Origin of the sequence: Paenibacillus sp. 8b26, assembly GCF_050626875.1 — a bacterium.
Taxonomy (GTDB): Bacteria; Bacillota; Bacilli; order Paenibacillales; family Paenibacillaceae; genus Paenibacillus.
The window spans coordinates 1782117-1799007 of sequence record NZ_CP192445.1 but is presented as its reverse complement, the minus strand read 5'-3'; the positions used below and the strand labels follow the sequence as shown (position 1 = coordinate 1799007).

The following is a 16891-nucleotide window of genomic DNA, read 5'->3' as shown; positions in this document are numbered from 1 at the left end:
AGATTGAACATGAGCAACTATCCTTGGACTTCGAGAATAAACACAATACAGCATGTTTTCATTTTTCTTCTGGGCGCTCTTGCTGTAGGAATTGCGGCTACTTATCAGCCCGTGGCCAGCATTGCGGCGGTATGCTTACTGCTTCTGCTGGCCGTTTCTATCCATCATCCGGAGCGCATCAGCTATGCAGTTCTGCTGAGCACGGCGGTATCGGTGGATTCGCTGTATCAGGGTGGCGTATTCGGCATCGAGATTTTGTCATTGTACAAATTGGGCATTTTGGCCCTGCTGGTGCCGTGCATGCTCGTTTACGGCATACGCTTCAAGTTTAGCTATCCGATCTGGGCATTGGTGATCATGCTGGGAATTACATTTGGATTTTCAGCATGGCTGCCTACGCTGACGACCTCGATTGCAGTAAAAGCTTTCGTCGGACTATCGTTGCCCTTCTTTTTTCTACTAATCCAGTGGAAGAAGGATGTGGCCGAAAAGCATATCCGGCTGATCAGCTTACTGCCGATCATTAGTGTGGTCGTTGGACTTGGTTTACAGGTCGTAGGGCTGCATTCGTTTACCGATGTGGAATTTACGGGAGCAGTGAGAGTACAGGGAGCGAACATCCCGCCGCATCTGGCGATGCTCTCCTTTCTCGGGATTGCCGTCTCACTGATTGAGGTCAAACGCAAGCCGCAGCAAGCTGCTTTTTATTATACGGTGCTGGCGCTGAACTTTTTGATTCTGATTGCCACTGGCACACGTGGGCCGATTCTGGCATTGCTGCTAATGTTTGCTGTGTATCTGTTCGATATCGCCCGGCAGTATCTCAAGGGAAAAGTCAATTATTTGCTACCGCTGGCCGGATCGTTTTTGATTGCTCTGGGGGCGGTGGCCCTGCAATGGAACAATTTAAAAAAACGCTCCTTCGAGCGGGAGACCGATACGGGAATTGACCTGTCGGGACGCTCGGAGGCATGGGAATATTTCTTGAACAGAGTACAGGATTATCCGTGGTCAGGCAGGGGTCTTGGCGCGGTGACGGTTGCGAACGACGGGACGTTATTCAAAGGCTTTGTCGTGCCGCATAACGAGTATATACGCTTTTATTTTGACACGGGATATATCGGCTGCGGATTATTGATGCTTTCATTGCTGGTCGTGTTCGTTCTCATTTACCGGTCGCTTGCCAAGCCAATCAAACCCTATTTTGCAAGCTTGATTGCGGGCTTTCTGATTTATTCGTTTTCAGATAACACGTTGTCGACGGTTCAGATGATTATTCCATTTTGCTGGTATTTGAATGCTTTATACCAGACATCTACGCAAACCGATTTTCGCAAAGAGAAGTGATACGATGAGCAGAGTGAACATGTTCGATGTCAACTTTGATAATTATGATTTTAACGATCTACTCGAATTTATAGATACTTCTATCGTGCATCAGCGTCATTCCTACATTTTGACCTGTAATGTCGATCATGTGATCAAGCTTCGCAAGGATGATGAATTCCGCAAGGTATATTCCGATGCGGGAGCTGTGGTGGCCGATGGAATGCCCATTATTTGGGCGTCCAAGTTGCTGAAAAAGCCCCTCAAGCAAAAGGTGTCAGGTTCCGATTTGTTCACCCGGCTGGGGGAGGCTTTTGAGGATCGAGGCTATCGGTTATTTTTTCTGGGTGCGGCGGACGGTATTCCCGAGAAGGCCATGCTCAATCTTCAGGAATCGTACCCGAACATGAATGTGGTGGGGTGCTACTCTCCTTCTTATGGCTTTGAGAAAAATGAGGAAGAGAACAGACATATTGTCCAATTACTGCAAGAGGCTCGCCCGGACATCGTTTTTGTCGGTGTAGGCGCACCTAAACAGGAAAAATGGATTTACAGATATTACGAGACATATCGCGCTCCGATTTCGATAGGGGTGGGAGCTACGTTTGATTTTCTGTCGGGAAATGTGAAACGTGCACCGGAACTGATGCAGAAGACGGGATTTGAATGGTTTTGGCGGTTGTCTCAGGAGCCTAAGCGTTTGTGGAAAAGATACTTGATTGAGGATTCCCAGTTTCTCGTTCTGCTGTTTAAGGAAATGTTCAAGCGGAACCGGATGAAGGGAGGTCAGGGGTGAGAAACATGAGTCGATTGGCAGATCAGCAGGTTTCCGTTTGGTTAGGAAATCGGCGTGGAATCAGCATGATCGGCATGGGAGTGTTGGCCTGTATGCTGCCGCTCGCCATCGGATTTGTCAGCGCCAAGATGAATCCCACCATGAGCCAGCAGGGAGCCATATTGCTGGCGCTCGTTTTTCCGGCCTTTTTGCTGGCGATCATTCAATCGCGGATGCTGATTCCGTACACACTCACGGTGTGGGCAGTAGGACCGGAAATCCGGCGCATTGTGGACTGGATGGAGGGAACATATCACTCGGTGTCCTTGTTGAGCTTGGCACCTCTGCTGGTAAGCAGCATGTTGATTATTCCCGTGCTGCGTGGCATTCATCAGGCGGAAAAGCCATTGACCCGGATTGCTGTGTTTTTTGGGATTGAACTGGCCTACGGAAGTGTGGTCGGGTTGTTCAAAAATGGAATCGTTTTTGCCTATGATTTAGCCAACTATGTGATTCCTTTGCTACTGCTGCCTTATCTTGCGATTAAGCCCATGAAAGCAAAGGAACTGGATCGTCTGCTGTATTCCTATGCTAACATTGCCGTTCTCGTGGCGATTTACGGCATTATTCAGTATTTGACAGTCCCTCCTTGGGATGCGTTTTGGATGAATAACGTAGAGATGAATTCTATCGGTATACCAGAGCCACTCCAAATCAGAGTTTTCTCTTCTATGAACTCGCCTGGTCCCTGCGCTATTTTCCTGGCAATGGCGCTCGTACCCATGCTGATGGAAAAACGGTGGCGCGGCACATTGGGATGGATCGGAGTCCTGCTGACGGTCGTTTGTCTTTTGATCACGCTGGTACGTTCGGCCTGGCTGATTGCATTCGTTATGCTGCTGGCTTATATTCTCACTTCATCCTCTAAGGGCAAGTGGAAAACCTTGATTCAACTTGCTGTCGTGGGTCTCCTTCTCTACATCATTGTTCCGAAGCTGCCGGGAGCAGAAGGTCTGGTGGCCCGCATGCAAACGTTGACGGATATTCAACAGGATCATTCGTACAATGAACGCCTGGATCTGTTGAATACGATGCTTCCGGCCATTGTCGGTAACCCGGTGGGGCAGGGGATCGGGAGCGTAGGAATCGGAACCAAGCTTGATAATGGCGGCGATCTCGGTGAACTTGGGATTATGGATAATGGCTACATTGCCATTTTCCTCACCTTCGGTATTTGCGGAGCATTCTTTTTCTTCGGTGGTCTGATCGTTATCATCAAGCGCCTTCTCGTCCGCATTGCCGAGCGAGATGCCAGTCAGCCTTATATCAGACTGGCATTGGCTACGTGGGCCGGAGCTGTAGCCAGTCTCATATCGGATAATGGTTTTCCCGGTATGCGCGGCTATCTGATTTGGATGATGATCGGCATAGGACTGTGGGCGAAAGATGTCATCGCGGAAAGAAGGTAAAGGCTGTGCAAAACTTACAAACATTATCCGCACCTGTTCGGACACTATGGTCCACGGTGGTTCGCTTTGCCAAAAGCAAGGATAGCAGCTCGGCAGCAGTCAAAACGATGATATTCAGCATGCTGATTCTCGTCGTGAACATGCTGACTGGCGTGCTGACGGCCCGATTCCTGGGTCCTACCGGACGCGGGGAACAGACCGCGATGGTGAACTGGTCCCAATTTCTCGCCTTCTGCATGAGCTTCGGTGTCCCGTCCGCGTTGATTTACAATGCGAAAAAGAACCCGGAGGAAACAGGCAAGCTGTATGGCCTCGCCTTGCTACTGGCGACGATGTTCGGGGGCTTGGCGACACTCATCGGCGTGTTCCTGATTCCTTATTGGCTGCGCTCCTTTTCATCATCGGTCATACTGTTCGCGCAATGCTCCATGATGATGTGTCCGCTTATCGCGATCTCGCAGATCAATAATGCATTGCTTCAGGTCCGGTCGGAATACAAGCAGTACAATTTGTTTCGGTATCTGGTGCCGCTGAGCACGCTGCTGGGTCTGGCGATCCTGATCCTGACGGGTCAAATGAATCCGTACACCTCAGCCTTGGCCTATTTGCTGCCAGGCTTGCCGATTTATATCGGTGTCACGATTCGAATGGTTCGGCTGTACAAACCGAAGGTGAAGAACAGCTGGACGCAATTCAAAAATCTCTTTACCTACGGCATGGGCTCATACGGCAACGATCTCATGGGGCAGGTTTCTAGTTACATTGATCAGATCCTGATTGCGGGTCTGCTCAGACCGGCTGATCTTGGCTTATATGCGGTAGCGGTCAGCCTGGCCCGGATGGTGAATGTATTTTCAACCTCAATTATCGTCGTGCTCTTTCCCAAAGCCTCTGGGTTAAACAAGGAGGACGCGGTTGCGATAACATTCCGGGCATTTCGGGTGACTTCTACAGCAACGGTTCTGGCTGCCACGATGCTGATGCTGATTGCTCCGTTCGTATTTACATTGCTATATGGTCCAGAGTTTAAACAAGCGCTTACGGTATTCCGGTTACTGGTGCTTGAGGTTGCTATCAGCGGAGGAACCATGGTGCTGGCACAGCAATTCATGGCGCTGGGTAAGCCCAAGCTGGTTACCATCCTACAGGGTGTCGGATTGGCGCTCGTCATACCATTGCTGTCTATACTCGTTCCGAGATACGGCTTGACGGGTGCAGGGATAGCAATGCTGTCTTCGGGGATTCTACGGTTCGTTTTCATTTTATGTAATGTTAAATTCGTTCTGAAAATGAAAATTCCGAGACTGCTTATTTCCAAACAAGATATTCAATGGCTCCGATCAACGATGTCACACTACATCCGGAAAAAGCCAGTTAACGGTTAGATAAAGAAGGAGGCACCCCCTAATGAACCACATGTCTAGCGTTCCCGCGGACAACCGGATATCCGTAGTTATTATCGCTCAGGATGATGGCACTCGAATCACAGCCGCCATTAAATCCTGCAAGCCCTTTGCGGACGATATCGTCGTCATTGACGGAGGGAGCAAGGACAATACGATTCAGGTTGCTGAATCATTGGGCTGTCGAGTGTTTTCCAACCCATGGCCCGGTTATGCGAAGCAGCGCATGTTTGGTGTTGAAAAGGCGGAATTTGATTGGATTTTCCTGATTGATACGGACGAGGTGGTAGATGCGGAGCTTCTTGGAGAATTGTTGAAGGTCAAGGAAACACTCCATGATCCGGCCAAAGCATACTCCGTGTTTCGAATTGGTGATTTTCTGGGCAAATGGATGAACAAAGGCGAGCATTTGGTTCGTCTGTACAATCGGCGTATTTACGGCATTACGAATAGTCTTGTTCATGAAATGCCGGATGTAGCCTCTTCCCAGATCATTAAACTGGAGGGTGTGTTATGGCACTACGGCTTCCGCAGTATCAGTGATCATATGACCCGTTTTAACAAGTATACGGACCTCGAAGCGGAGACGGCCTTTAACAAAGGCAGATCCTTTCGGATTTCCAGGCTGTTGTTGCGACCTCCAGCCCGCTTTGTGCAGAAGTATTTTGTCCAAGGCTTATACCGCAAGGGATTGGCAGGTTTTGCAGTAGCGGTCTTTTGGGTGATGTACGAGTTTCTGGTCTGCTTCAAGCATTATGAGCTGACGAAGCGGCGAAAAAAAATAGAGATTGTGGAAGACGGACAGACCGAGCAGAAAGGAGAAACCAGCTATGTCGTACAATAACGGATTTCGCATTGCAGCAACAGGGCTTAGCTGGCCGTCCTTGCAGCCCGGCGGTTTAAACACATACTTCAAATCCATCTGTGAGCAACTGGCGGAACAAAATACGCTGGATGCTTTGATCTGTAGCGATGAGAAGCCCCAAGTACCTGAAAATATTCGAATTCACTCGATTGGCAGTAAGCAGCAATCCATCTGGAAGCGTCGAGAGCTGATGCAAAAATATGCAGCAACGCTGTTCGACAAGCAGCCGATAGATGTGCTGTACTCCCATTTTGCCCCCTATGGTGTTGGCCCGGCGCTGGAGGCGAAAAAACGGGGAATTCCGGTAGTCACCACCTTCCACGGCCCATGGACGGAGGAAATGAAGATTGAAGGGCAAGGCCTCAAGCATCTGCTGAAAACAACGTTGGCCAAATCCATTGAAATGAAGGCTTATGGTCTGGCGGACAAATTTGTAGTGCTGAGCGAAACCTTTCGGGATATTTTGCATGAGCATTATAAGGTTCCACTCAGCAAAATCCATATCATTCCCGGTGCAGCGAATGTAGAGAGATTCCATCCGGCAGAGGATCGGAGGACGGTGCGGGAACGGCTGAATTTGCCACAGAATGCGACGATTGTGCTGACCGTCCGTCGTCTTGTTAACCGAATGGGACTGCTGCAACTGCTGGAAGCATGGCGGCGGGTCACCGAGCGTCATCCTGATCATCTGCTGCTGATCGGAGGGAAGGGACCTCTGATGGAGGAACTGGCCTCCAAGGTGGCAGAATACAATCTTCACAACCATGTAAGATTGCTCGGATATGTATCCGATGAGGAACTCCCCCTGTATCATCAGGCATCGAATATGTTCGTAGTGCCGACTCAGGCACTGGAGGGCTTCGGTCTGATTACAGTGGAGGCGATGGCCTCGGGGCTGCCGGTGATGGCGACTCCTGTAGGCGGCAACAAGGAAATTTTAAGTGGATTCCGTCCGGAGCTGTTGTTCCGGGGAACAGACAGCGAAGCCATTGCGGAAGGACTGCTGCGTGTGCTGGATAACCGCAAAGCCCTTCCTGACGCACGGGAATGCAGGGACCATGTCCTGAGCAAATATACGTGGGGGCATGTAGCGGAGCAGGTGGAAGATGTGTTCCGGCAGGCCCTTGACAGAAAGGCGGCGGCAAAATGCTGAGAATAGCTTATATTGACCACACGGCAAGATGGAGCGGCGGCGAAGTCGCTTTGTATAACATACTGACGAACATCGGGGAGCATATCGATCCGCTCGTCATTTTGGCGGAGGAAGGTGATTTGGCAGATCGCCTCCGGCAACGTGACATTGATGTACGTATCGTTCCGCTGGATGATTCTATCCGCAATCGGGGGCGAAATGCTGTCAATCTGGGTGCGCCTGCGGCAGCCTACCGGCTGTTGGCTTATGGGAAAAAGCTTGCGCCTTTGCTGCGCGAGGAAAAGGTCGTGTGTGTTCACACGAACTCGCTCAAGTCGGCGTTCTACGGCGCAGTAGCCGCGAAGTCAGCGAAGGTGCCGTTGATCTGGCATATTCGTGACCATATCGGCCCGCCGTACCTGAAGCCGATTGTCGCCAAAGGCATTCGGCTGATGTCCCGCTTTTTGCCTAACGGCGTCATTGCCAACTCCAAGTCCACGCTAAGTGCGCTGGAGCTGCCCCCGGACAAAAAGACACTCGTCGTCTACTCGGCATTTGCCAAGGCGATTACGGCTCGTGATGTGACCGCAAATTCACGTGACGATGACTCGTTTAACGTCGTATTGGTCGGCAGACTGGCAGAGTGGAAGGGCCAGCATATTTTATTGGAAGCGGCACGCTCTTTTTTACCGGATAAGCGTGTGAAATTTTGGCTGGCTGGGGATGCGCTGTTCGGCGAAGAGGAATATAAACGCCGTCTGGAATCCACAATGCGCGAATACGGATTAGACAACGTCAATTTACTTGGACACGTCGATGACATTCAGGGTTTGATGCAGCGCTGTGATCTGCTGATTCACACCTCCATCACACCGGAGCCGTTCGGGCAGGTCATTATTGAAGGCATGGCCGCAGGTCTGCCGGTGATTGCTTCGAATGAGGGCGGACCCAAGGAAACTGTCGTACCGAATGAAACCGGATTGCTTATTGAACCGGGTGATCCAGCCAAGCTGGAAGAAGCCATCCGCTGGATGCTGGAGCATCCACAGGAACGTCAGCAAATGGGCGATAAAGGGATGGAACGGGTCAAGAAGCATTTTGTTATCGAGAACACGGTTAAGGATATAGTTCATTACTATAAGGGTTTGTTGGCAGGAGTCTGACCGACATTCGCGTTAAAGGATGATTCAGATGAAAATAGCGATAGCACACGATTACTTAATCCAAATGGGCGGAGCGGAAAGGGTGGTAGAGGTATTCCACGATATGTATCCGGAGGCTCCAATCTTCACAACGGTGTTCAGCGACGACCGCCTGTCGAACAACTTGAAGGATGCAGATATTAGAGCCACCTGGCTACAGAACATCCCTGGAGTGAAGGCCAATTTCAAAGGAGTGCTGCCGCTGTACCCCATCGCTATCCGTGATTTTGATTTTAGGGATTTCGACATTGTTTTAAGCTCCAGCAGCGCATTTATGAAAAGCATCCAGGTACCTAAACATACGTTTCACATTTGTTACTGTCACACACCGATGCGGTTTGCCTGGGATTATGATACATATATGGCCCGGCAGTCCAAATCCAACCTGCTCAAAAGCATGCTAAAGCTGTACATGAATCGGTTGAAAACATGGGATGCCAAAACTTCTCGCAACGTAAACCAATTTGTCGCCAACTCTTCGGTCGTCAAACGGAGAATTCTGCACTATTACCAACGGGAGTCGGATGTCATTTTCCCTCCTGTTAATACATCCCGTTTCCAACGTGCTACAAGCATCGGTGACTATTACCTAATCGTATCCCGGTTAGTGTCCTACAAGCGCGTTGACCTGGCGATTGAGGCATTCAAGCGCAATGGTCTCAAGCTGCGCATTGTCGGTGAAGGGCCGGATCGCAAAAGACTGGAAGGCATGGCCTCCCCGAACATTGAGTTTCTTGGCAGACTTGAAGACGAAGAGGTCAACAAGCTGATGGCAGAATGCCGTGCGCTCGTTTTTCCGGGGGAAGAGGACTTCGGTATCACGCCTTTGGAGGCGAATGCAGCCGGACGGCCTGTTATCGCTTATCAGGGCGGGGGAGCGTTGGATACCATTGTCCCTAATGTGAATGGTGTATTTTTCCGCAGACATCAGGTAGAGGATGTGCTGGAGGCGGTCGCCAAGGTCGAGCAGCATGCATGGGATGTGGACGGTATCATTAGCCATGCACGAAAATTTGATGAAGATACGTTCAAGGATCATTTCAAAAAGTATGTAGAGCAAGCCTATGTGAACTTTCTAAAAGGAGGATGAACGGAATGAAGCTGGCTGTAATCGGTACTGGATACGTTGGACTCGTCTCGGGCGTGTGTTTTGCACATAAAGGTAATGAGGTGATTTGTGTCGATCTGGAGCAGCACAAAATCGACATGCTGAACCGGGCAGAATCTCCGATTTATGAACCGGGCATTGAGGAATTGATCGCTTTAAATCTGGAAGCAGGTCGTTTGCAGTTTACATCGGATTTGGCTGACGCGGTTCGACGCTCGGATATCGTTATTTTGGCGGTAGGTACGCCTTCTCTGGCTAACGGTGAAGCGAATCTGTCCTATATTGAGCAGGCGGCTGCTGATGTCGGGAAGGCCATGAACGGGTATAAAATTATTATGACCAAGAGCACGGTCCCTGTCGGAACGAACGAAAAGATCAAGGACGTGCTGGCTCGTCATACGAGTTTGTCCTTCGATATCGTATCCGCTCCGGAATTTTTGAGAGAAGGCTCTGCCATCAATGATACACTCCATCCGGATCGCATCATTATCGGTTTGGACAACACGGGGTTACGTGAAACGATGGTTACGCTGCATCAGGTGTTCACGGATAAAATTTATGTAACGGATATCCGCAGTGCCGAGATGATCAAATATGCATCCAATGCATTTCTGGCGACCAAAATTTCGTTTATCAACGAAATCGCCAATATTTGCGAAAAGGTGGGCGCGGATGTCACCTGTGTGGCTGACGGTATGGGGATGGACAAACGAATCGGGTCCTCTTTCCTGCAAGCAGGGATCGGGTACGGGGGCTCTTGCTTCCCGAAAGACACGAATGCGCTCATCCAAATTGCGGGTAACGTAGACTATGAATTTAAGCTGTTAAAATCGGTGGTCGAGGTGAACACCGACCAGCGTTTCATGATCGTAGCCAAGCTGCGCGAATCGCTGGGTCAACTGCATGGCGTGCCGATTGGCATTTGGGGCTTGGCCTTCAAGCCGAATACAGACGATATCCGCGAGGCTCCGGCACTGGAAATCGTCGAAACGCTGATCCAGGCAGGCGCTATTGTGAAGCTGTATGATCCGATTGCGATGGAAAAATTCAAGGAGCGCGTGGATCACCCGAATATTGTATGGTGCTCCTCCCCGCAGCAAGCCGCCGAAGGAAGCGACGCGGTCTGCCTGCTGACCGATTGGGAAGAGTTCAAGAACGTCAATCTCGTGCAATTGTCTTCCATTTTGCACAAGCCAGTCCTGATTGACGGTCGTAACGTATTTACTGAGGAGCAGATTCAAGGCTCCGGGCTGGAATACTACTCTGTGGGTCGTCCGCGGATGAGTGGGTGGAACAGAGACAAGGTGGAAGCTTAAAAAGTGATGGATTTAAAAGTGAAACATTAAAAAGTGACTGTGGTGGTGTTGGAGGCGCTACGCGTGCAGATTGTTCTTCCGATTGCTGTTACCCCCGGATTTTCTTGATTGTATAAAACATTCAAAGGTTAAAATCCGGGGATAAAGGCAAACGCTGACGCTTCTTCAGAACAATTCTGCCCGCTCCGCTGCTTTTACCGCATGGAGTCACAATTTTTAACCTCCCACCTTATGGGGGGAGGTAGGAAGGGCGTATCCGAAGGAGCGGCTCAGTGAAGCCGCTCCTTCGGATCAAAGCGCCATGCGGCTGCGCCGAGCGCGTGAGCGTCTTTACAGGCTGACCGGACATGAATCGTCCGGTCGTGCCTTTTGCAATAAAAGGTATGATCGGCATGATGCATATTTGAGTAGCGCAGGGATGGATTTGAATCTGGAGAAGCGGAGCGGTCGCCTTTGACGTGGGATTCTTACCTCTGGATGTCTTATTCAATCCGAAGAATCCCACGACAACAGCGATCGTAAGATCAAATCCATCCCGTAGCGGGCTACTCAACCGTGCTCCATCCGATCACCTACCCAAATTATAGAGAGGAAGTGGAGAGTTATGAAGCTCGTACTTTTGTCTGGTGGTTCCGGTAAAAGATTATGGCCTTTGTCCAACGATTCCCGTTCCAAACAATTTTTGAAGGTGCTGGAGAGTCCGGAGGGAAATTCGGAGTCGATGGTGCAACGGGTGTGGAGACAACTGGGGGATAACGGCTTGTCTGAATCCTCGTTCATTGCAACAGGGAGAGCGCAGGTCGAAATGATTCAGAGTCAGGTTGGGCAGGATACGCGTATCATTGTTGAGCCGGAACGAAGAGATACCTTTCCCGCCATTGCGTTGACAGCGACCTATCTATATTCCATCGTTGGTGTTTCGCCCGATGAAATTGTTGCTATATTGCCGGTAGACCCCTATGTAGAGGATGCTTTCTTTGCTACCGTCGCCCAGTTGGAGCATACCCTTCAGGAGAGTGAAGGCAAGCTTGCGTTAATTGGGGTTGTCCCTTCTTATCCTTCTGAGAAATACGGTTACATTATACCGAAAAACGATGCTACACAAGGTAGCACAGGCTACCGTGAAGTGAGCCATTTTCAAGAGAAACCCGACCGAGAGCAGGCGGAGCGTCTGATTGAACGCAATGCTCTATGGAACTGCGGGGTTTTTGCATTCAAATTAGGTTATTTGCTTGATATCTTGGCATCCAAAGGATTGCCGCTGAACTATGAAGAAATGCAAAAGCAATATTCTTCTCTGGAAAAAATCAGCTTTGACTACGCGGTAGTTGAGAAGGAAAAGGATATCGTTGTTCTTCCGTATGATGGCTTCTGGAAGGACTTGGGTACCTGGAACACCTTGACGGAAGAAATGTCCCATCAGCAAGTGGGCAGAGGTGTAGTAACAGAGGATTGTGTCAATACGAGCCTCATCAATGAACTGGATATTCCCGTGGCGATTATTGGAACGAATGATCTGATCGTAGCTGCCAGCCCGGATGGCATCCTTGTGACTAATAAGGCAGAAAGTCCGCGCATCAAGGAAGTGCTCAAAGCACATAATCAGCGACCAATGTACGAAGAGCGCCGTTGGGGACATTATCGGGTAGTGGATTATGTAAAGTATGAAGAGGGCAATGAGGTATTGACTAAGCGAATCCGTGTGCTGCAAGGCAAAAATATCAGCTACCAACTTCATTTCAAACGGAGTGAAATTTGGACCATCATTAGCGGTGAAGCGGAAATTATTTTGAATGAAAAGCTGCACAAGGTGAAGGCTGGTGATGTGGTTCGCATTCCTGAAGGGACGAAGCATAGCATTTTGGCCGTGACTGATGTGGAATTAATCGAGGTGCAGACAGGTTCTGAGCTGGTTGAAGAGGATATTGTCCGCTTTTGCATGGATTGGGATGAAATTTCCCGTCACAAGTTTATTTCATAAATATTTCGTAAAGATGAAAAAAGACTCATTTATGAAGTTATTTAGCCCAAACTGTCGAAAATACACGAAAATCTGTAAACTCATGAACATGACCTATTAAATTTTGGTAAAAAAAAGTCGATACTTAGGGATAAGAAGGAATCCAAACTCCTTCCACGATAAACGCAGCCCTGTTGAAAGGCAGGTACGCAAAGCTAAAGGGCCTTCCGTAAGGATGGCAGCCTGGCTACCGAAAGGAAGAGCGAGAGTGAGCCCCTATTTTACCCCTGTGAATCGATGGATACGCAGTGTACTCCCCGTTGTTATGCTTTTTTCTTTGTTGCCCGTCGGCTTTGGTGAATCTTTGTCCGTGGCGAATGCTGCCACATTACAGCCTGTTAATTCGGACGCTTCTGCTGAGGCCCGTGAACTATACAGCTATTTGATCAGCATCTCGGGGAAAAAAATGGTCACAGGTCAACATGATTATTTGGAAAGTCCGGATGAATTAAGCAACAAGGTCCAAAAAATCAGTAAGGCGTATGCTGGTGTACATGGCTACGAGATGGGAGCCATCTCCGGCCAGTCCGCCGCTACGGAGGCAGCACAACGTAAAAATCTCGTCGATAGCGCTATACGTTGGAGTAGAGATGGCGGCATAGTTACGATGACTTATCATGAACCGTTGCCGGGCAGGCCACTGACTTGGGCCAATGTGCAGGCGAAAATAAGCCAGGCGGAGTTCAATAAATACGTGACGCCGGGCACTACGCAGTATAATCTTCTCATTGCCGATCTGGATAAGGTCGCTATATCGTTAAAGCAGCTTCGTGATGCGGGTGTTCCGGTATTATGGAGACCTTACCACGAAATGAACGGCGACTGGTTCTGGTGGGGAAACAAGAACAATTTCAATCAGCTATGGAATATCATGTATGACCGTTTTGTAAACACGCATCAACTGAACAATCTGCTGTGGGTATGGAGTCCGAATGCGCCTAGTTCGTACACCGTCCCATATACCCCGAAATATCCGGGGGATGACAAGGTGGATATCTTGGCTGTAGACATTTACAACAATGATTTTAAGCAAAGCCATTACGAAGGACTGCTCGGACTGGCACGGAATAAGCCGATTGCCATTGGGGAACACGGTGAGATGCCGAGTCCCGAGGTCATGCAGGCTCAGCCCAAATGGGTGTATTCCATGACTTGGGGCAAGATGCTCACCGAAAATAACACGACGGATCAGATTCAGGATTATATGAATAATTCGAAGAGCTTGACGCGGGATGACGTGAAAAAAGGGTTGGCTGCGATGAAACAACCTGAGGTGGAGTCACCGACCGTACCGGATACGGGGCAAAACGGCTCGGCTCCGGCTCCACCAGTGGTAAGCAAACCAGCCCCGCCTTCCGTTCCGGATATGGTCTATGCGAACGGGCTGCGGGGTGAATATTTTAACAGCATGAATCTGGACGGCACCGCTGTTTTGGTTCGCACAGATAGTAAGCTGGATTATAACTGGCGCGCCGCCTCGCCTGATCCCAAGGTGGAGGCTGATCAATTCTCGGTCCGCTGGACGGGCAAAATCAAGCCACAATACAGTGAGACCTATACGTTTACCACGATATCCGATGATGGTATTCGTGTATGGATAGACGGCAAGCTGATTATTGATAGCTGGTTCAAACAAAGCTGGACTGAACGCAAGGGCAGCATTACCTTGCAAGCAGGCAAAATAGCAGATCTGAAAGTTGAATATTATGATGAAAAAGGCGACGCAATGGCACGTCTGATGTGGGAAAGTCAGCATGAAGCGAAAGCGGTAATTCCCGGCAACGCTTTGTTTCTTCCTTGATATATACTCTTTCCCCGCCAAAAATTTTGAGGAGAGAGGGTGGAGCACAATGATGAAAAAATGGTTGACCCAAAGGTATATAGTAGTATTGGCCGGGTTACTGGGGGTCGCAGCTATAGCGCTGATCGCCTGGTTTATTCATACGCCTCCAAAGAGTGAAGAACTTCAGACAATTAAAGTAGCGGCGGCCAGTCCGGTATGGAAGTTCGGTCAGCGGGATGACTCTTCAGCAGAATTTAAAGGTGTGGTCGGTAAGGACAATGTCAATATTTCGGTGGCCTCCACCGAGTCGTCTGCAAAAGGAACATCATCAGCGATGTCCATAGCAGGGAGTACAACGGCTCCGGTATTGCTCAGCAGTGGAGATATCCCTCCCGGTTTAAATGCGTCCATGAATCCTGAACTGTCACTCCAGTACAAGCTGGATCAGGTTCCTCCCAACGGGATGATATTCCGTGTGCGGATTTTGGATGCGGGCAAAGCCGTTCCCCAAATGGCTGTATTTTCAAATCATCAGCTGTCCGGTATCATTCAGATTGCCGGGGTTGCCGGCACAGGCAGTGCATATAATTTCAAAAGCAATTACGAGCTATATATACCTAAAGAGCAATTGCAAAGCGGTGTTAACGTACTCAAGCTAAAGACAGCGCGCTGCCTATACTGCTCCTCTGCTGAAGATAAAAATGTGTGGTGGACTTGGGATGACTTGAGCTTGGAGACGTTAGCTTCACCTGCGACCGAGCCGATACACGGTAAATATATACTGACCGGAACGAATGTCAATAATAAAGAATTTTATTATGATGAGGGTGCAGTTAAACATTTACCATATGTTCTCAAATGGCTGGGAATTGCGTATAGCGGCAATGTCATGAGAGTCACTTGTGCCAGTAATGTAAACAAGGCCTGCACAGACGTGGGAGATTACTACCAAACGTTGAAGCAGTACAATATGCAATCGTCAGCTTTGTATTTGTATACAGGCGATATCAAGCTGCAAAAAGACGGCTCCCTGCCGGAGACGGCCAAGCAAAAATTGCGCGATTATGTAAAAAAATATGGTTCATACCTGCAATATTACGAAGTAGATAATGAACCTGGATTGTTTAACCGCTCGAAAGCGGTCAATTTGGCTGTGGCCAAATGGCTGAATACGGAAGGTAAGCAATTGGCGCCGCATCTCAAAACGGTTGCGCCGGGCTGGGCATACTGGCCGACCTATTCAACCAAGGCATGCAAAAACCAAACCGGAGGTACGCTCAAATGCGGCGATCCGGATGGATGGGAGCGGGACCCGACACAACGTAAGCAACTGGAGGATGTCACTGACCTGACCAATGGACATGCCTATGGCGAATCGTATAACGAAGAGGGTGGAGGCAGCTTTGTTCAAAATCTGAAAACGTTCGGCGGTTCAAGTAACGGGCTGGAGAAGAAGATGCTGAATACGGAGTTTGGTACGAACGATACGCATCGGGACAACCCTGAGTACGGGGCCAGTCAGCCACAAGCAGCCGCGTTCGACCGGATTATGCGTTCGCAAATCGGTTTTGCCGATATGTTTATCCAGCATGCTGCTTTCTATAAGGACTACACGCTGTTTAAAACCGGCTTTGACCTGCAAAATCACAATCCGGCGAATACGGAAATTTATCCGTTCGGACAAGGGCAGGACAGCCGTGTAAACATCATGAGACGCTTGAGTCTGGCTTATGCCACACACGGGAAACCATTGACTTATATGGTACTGAATCCGGAGGAAACAAAGGATAAGATGGTCTATGTCCGTGCAGTGGATACCTCCAAACTGAAACCGCTGGCTGGCAGTGGCGCCACCTCGGACAAATTGCTGGTGAATCTGGTGAACTTCGAATCCACAGCACAGACGATCCGCGTACGGGTGACGATGCCGAAGGCAGGTTTGTACACGGGTGAGCGCTTCGGAGCCGGGTCTACCTACAGCCAGGCACAGCGTTCCCTATCAGGACTTAATGCTTCGCCTAATCTCGATTTTGAAGAAAAACTGGGACCTGGCGAGTCGGTGCAATACATTCTGGAATTGAAAAGTACAGATCAGGCCGCAGCTTCGGCTCCAACAGAGGTGAAGGCCGCCTCTGTGGAGGCAGGCGCGGTAAAGATTGATTGGCTTCAGGCAGAAGGTGTATCAGCCTATGATGTGCTGCGTGCGGAAGGAACAGACGGGGCGTATCAGGTGATTGCCTCCGAAGTAGCGGGAAACACGTATACGGATCACACGGCGAAAGCAGGGAGCCACTACGCCTATAAAGTCCGAGCGACCGGAGGCACCCAGATATCCCAAGCCGCCAAGGTCGCTTAACCAGGACAGAATGCATAATAGGACCAGAGTCGAAGAATACCTTACATGTAACCGAAGACAGAATGCCAAAGAACCTATCAGGAGAAAGTAGGACCTGACAGGTTCTTTTTTATCTGAAAATCGTTCTGATTTGGCA

Annotated in this window: 13 protein-coding genes and 1 riboswitch; all 13 genes read left to right on the top strand. The window is 49.5% G+C overall.

The genetic code is table 11. The annotated features are described in order from the left end of the window. Nucleotides 1-9 precede the first annotated feature (9 nt). Nucleotides 10-1347, top strand: a complete 1338-nt coding sequence (locus ACQ4MX_RS08095; RefSeq protein ID WP_134910821.1) for an O-antigen ligase family protein — start codon at nt 10-12, stop codon at nt 1345-1347. Between the two features lie 4 nt (nt 1348-1351). Further along, on the top strand, nt 1352-2122 hold the full coding sequence (locus ACQ4MX_RS08090; RefSeq protein WP_134910820.1) for a WecB/TagA/CpsF family glycosyltransferase: 771 nt from the start codon (nt 1352-1354) through the stop codon (nt 2120-2122). 5 nt (nt 2123-2127) lie between these two features. After that, the gene (locus ACQ4MX_RS08085) at nt 2128-3570 is read left to right on the top strand and encodes an O-antigen ligase family protein (RefSeq protein ID WP_431090049.1); all 1443 of its coding nucleotides are present in this window, start codon (nt 2128-2130) and stop codon (nt 3568-3570) included. A 5-nt stretch (nt 3571-3575) separates the two neighbouring features. Next, nucleotides 3576-4955, top strand: a complete 1380-nt coding sequence (locus ACQ4MX_RS08080) for a lipopolysaccharide biosynthesis protein (protein WP_431090048.1) — start codon at nt 3576-3578, stop codon at nt 4953-4955. Between the two features lie 22 nt (nt 4956-4977). Further along, nucleotides 4978-5817, top strand: coding sequence for a glycosyltransferase family 2 protein (locus ACQ4MX_RS08075; protein WP_014280259.1), 840 nt, complete (start codon nt 4978-4980; stop codon nt 5815-5817). Beyond that, a complete protein-coding gene (locus ACQ4MX_RS08070; RefSeq protein ID WP_431090047.1) occupies nt 5804-6991 on the top strand; it encodes a glycosyltransferase family 4 protein in 1188 nt (395 codons plus the stop codon). The genes ACQ4MX_RS08075 and ACQ4MX_RS08070 overlap by 14 nt, the downstream gene beginning before the upstream one ends. After that, the gene (locus tag ACQ4MX_RS08065; protein WP_025685113.1) at nt 6985-8133 is read left to right on the top strand and encodes a glycosyltransferase family 4 protein; all 1149 of its coding nucleotides are present in this window, start codon (nt 6985-6987) and stop codon (nt 8131-8133) included. The genes ACQ4MX_RS08070 and ACQ4MX_RS08065 overlap by 7 nt, the downstream gene beginning before the upstream one ends. A gap of 28 nt (nt 8134-8161) precedes the next feature. Continuing rightward, nucleotides 8162-9262 carry a glycosyltransferase gene (locus tag ACQ4MX_RS08060; RefSeq protein ID WP_044645218.1) on the top strand — a complete coding sequence of 367 codons (1101 nt, stop codon included), beginning with the start codon at nt 8162-8164 and terminating at the stop codon, nt 9260-9262. A 5-nt stretch (nt 9263-9267) separates the two neighbouring features. Next, nucleotides 9268-10596, top strand: a complete 1329-nt coding sequence (locus ACQ4MX_RS08055; RefSeq protein WP_134910813.1) for a UDP-glucose dehydrogenase family protein — start codon at nt 9268-9270, stop codon at nt 10594-10596. Between the two features lie 301 nt (nt 10597-10897). After that, complete coding sequence (locus ACQ4MX_RS08050; protein WP_431090046.1) at nt 10898-11053, top strand: hypothetical protein; 156 nt, start codon at nt 10898-10900, stop codon at nt 11051-11053. A 147-nt stretch (nt 11054-11200) separates the two neighbouring features. Then, the gene (locus ACQ4MX_RS08045; RefSeq protein ID WP_149094461.1) at nt 11201-12577 is read left to right on the top strand and encodes a sugar phosphate nucleotidyltransferase; all 1377 of its coding nucleotides are present in this window, start codon (nt 11201-11203) and stop codon (nt 12575-12577) included. A 153-nt stretch (nt 12578-12730) separates the two neighbouring features. Further along, nucleotides 12731-12811: riboswitch (cyclic di-GMP riboswitch) on the top strand. Then, entirely contained in the window at nt 12792-14417 is a 1626-nt protein-coding gene (locus ACQ4MX_RS08040; protein WP_431090045.1) for a glycosyl hydrolase, read from the top strand. Its footprint overlaps the riboswitch before it by 20 nt. A gap of 49 nt (nt 14418-14466) precedes the next feature. Then, a complete protein-coding gene (locus ACQ4MX_RS08035; RefSeq protein ID WP_431090044.1) occupies nt 14467-16755 on the top strand; it encodes a hypothetical protein in 2289 nt (762 codons plus the stop codon). Nucleotides 16756-16891 lie beyond the last annotated feature (136 nt).

Bases quoted from the DNA above. Each gene is read 5' to 3' on its own strand.
- ACQ4MX_RS08095 (WP_134910821.1), top strand. From the start codon at position 10: ATGAGCAACTATCCTTGGACTTCGAGAATAAACACAATACAGCATGTT.
- ACQ4MX_RS08090 (WP_134910820.1), top strand. From the start codon at position 1,352: ATGAGCAGAGTGAACATGTTCGATGTCAACTTTGATAATTATGATTTT.
- ACQ4MX_RS08085 (WP_431090049.1), top strand. From the start codon at position 2,128: ATGAGTCGATTGGCAGATCAGCAGGTTTCCGTTTGGTTAGGAAATCGG.
- ACQ4MX_RS08075 (WP_014280259.1), top strand. From the start codon at position 4,978: ATGAACCACATGTCTAGCGTTCCCGCGGACAACCGGATATCCGTAGTT.
- ACQ4MX_RS08070 (WP_431090047.1), top strand. From the start codon at position 5,804: ATGTCGTACAATAACGGATTTCGCATTGCAGCAACAGGGCTTAGCTGG.
- ACQ4MX_RS08065 (WP_025685113.1), top strand. From the start codon at position 6,985: ATGCTGAGAATAGCTTATATTGACCACACGGCAAGATGGAGCGGCGGC.
- ACQ4MX_RS08060 (WP_044645218.1), top strand. From the start codon at position 8,162: ATGAAAATAGCGATAGCACACGATTACTTAATCCAAATGGGCGGAGCG.
- ACQ4MX_RS08055 (WP_134910813.1), top strand. From the start codon at position 9,268: ATGAAGCTGGCTGTAATCGGTACTGGATACGTTGGACTCGTCTCGGGC.
- ACQ4MX_RS08050 (WP_431090046.1), top strand. From the start codon at position 10,898: ATGCGGCTGCGCCGAGCGCGTGAGCGTCTTTACAGGCTGACCGGACAT.
- ACQ4MX_RS08045 (WP_149094461.1), top strand. From the start codon at position 11,201: ATGAAGCTCGTACTTTTGTCTGGTGGTTCCGGTAAAAGATTATGGCCT.
- ACQ4MX_RS08040 (WP_431090045.1), top strand. From the start codon at position 12,792: ATGGCAGCCTGGCTACCGAAAGGAAGAGCGAGAGTGAGCCCCTATTTT.
- ACQ4MX_RS08035 (WP_431090044.1), top strand. From the start codon at position 14,467: ATGATGAAAAAATGGTTGACCCAAAGGTATATAGTAGTATTGGCCGGG.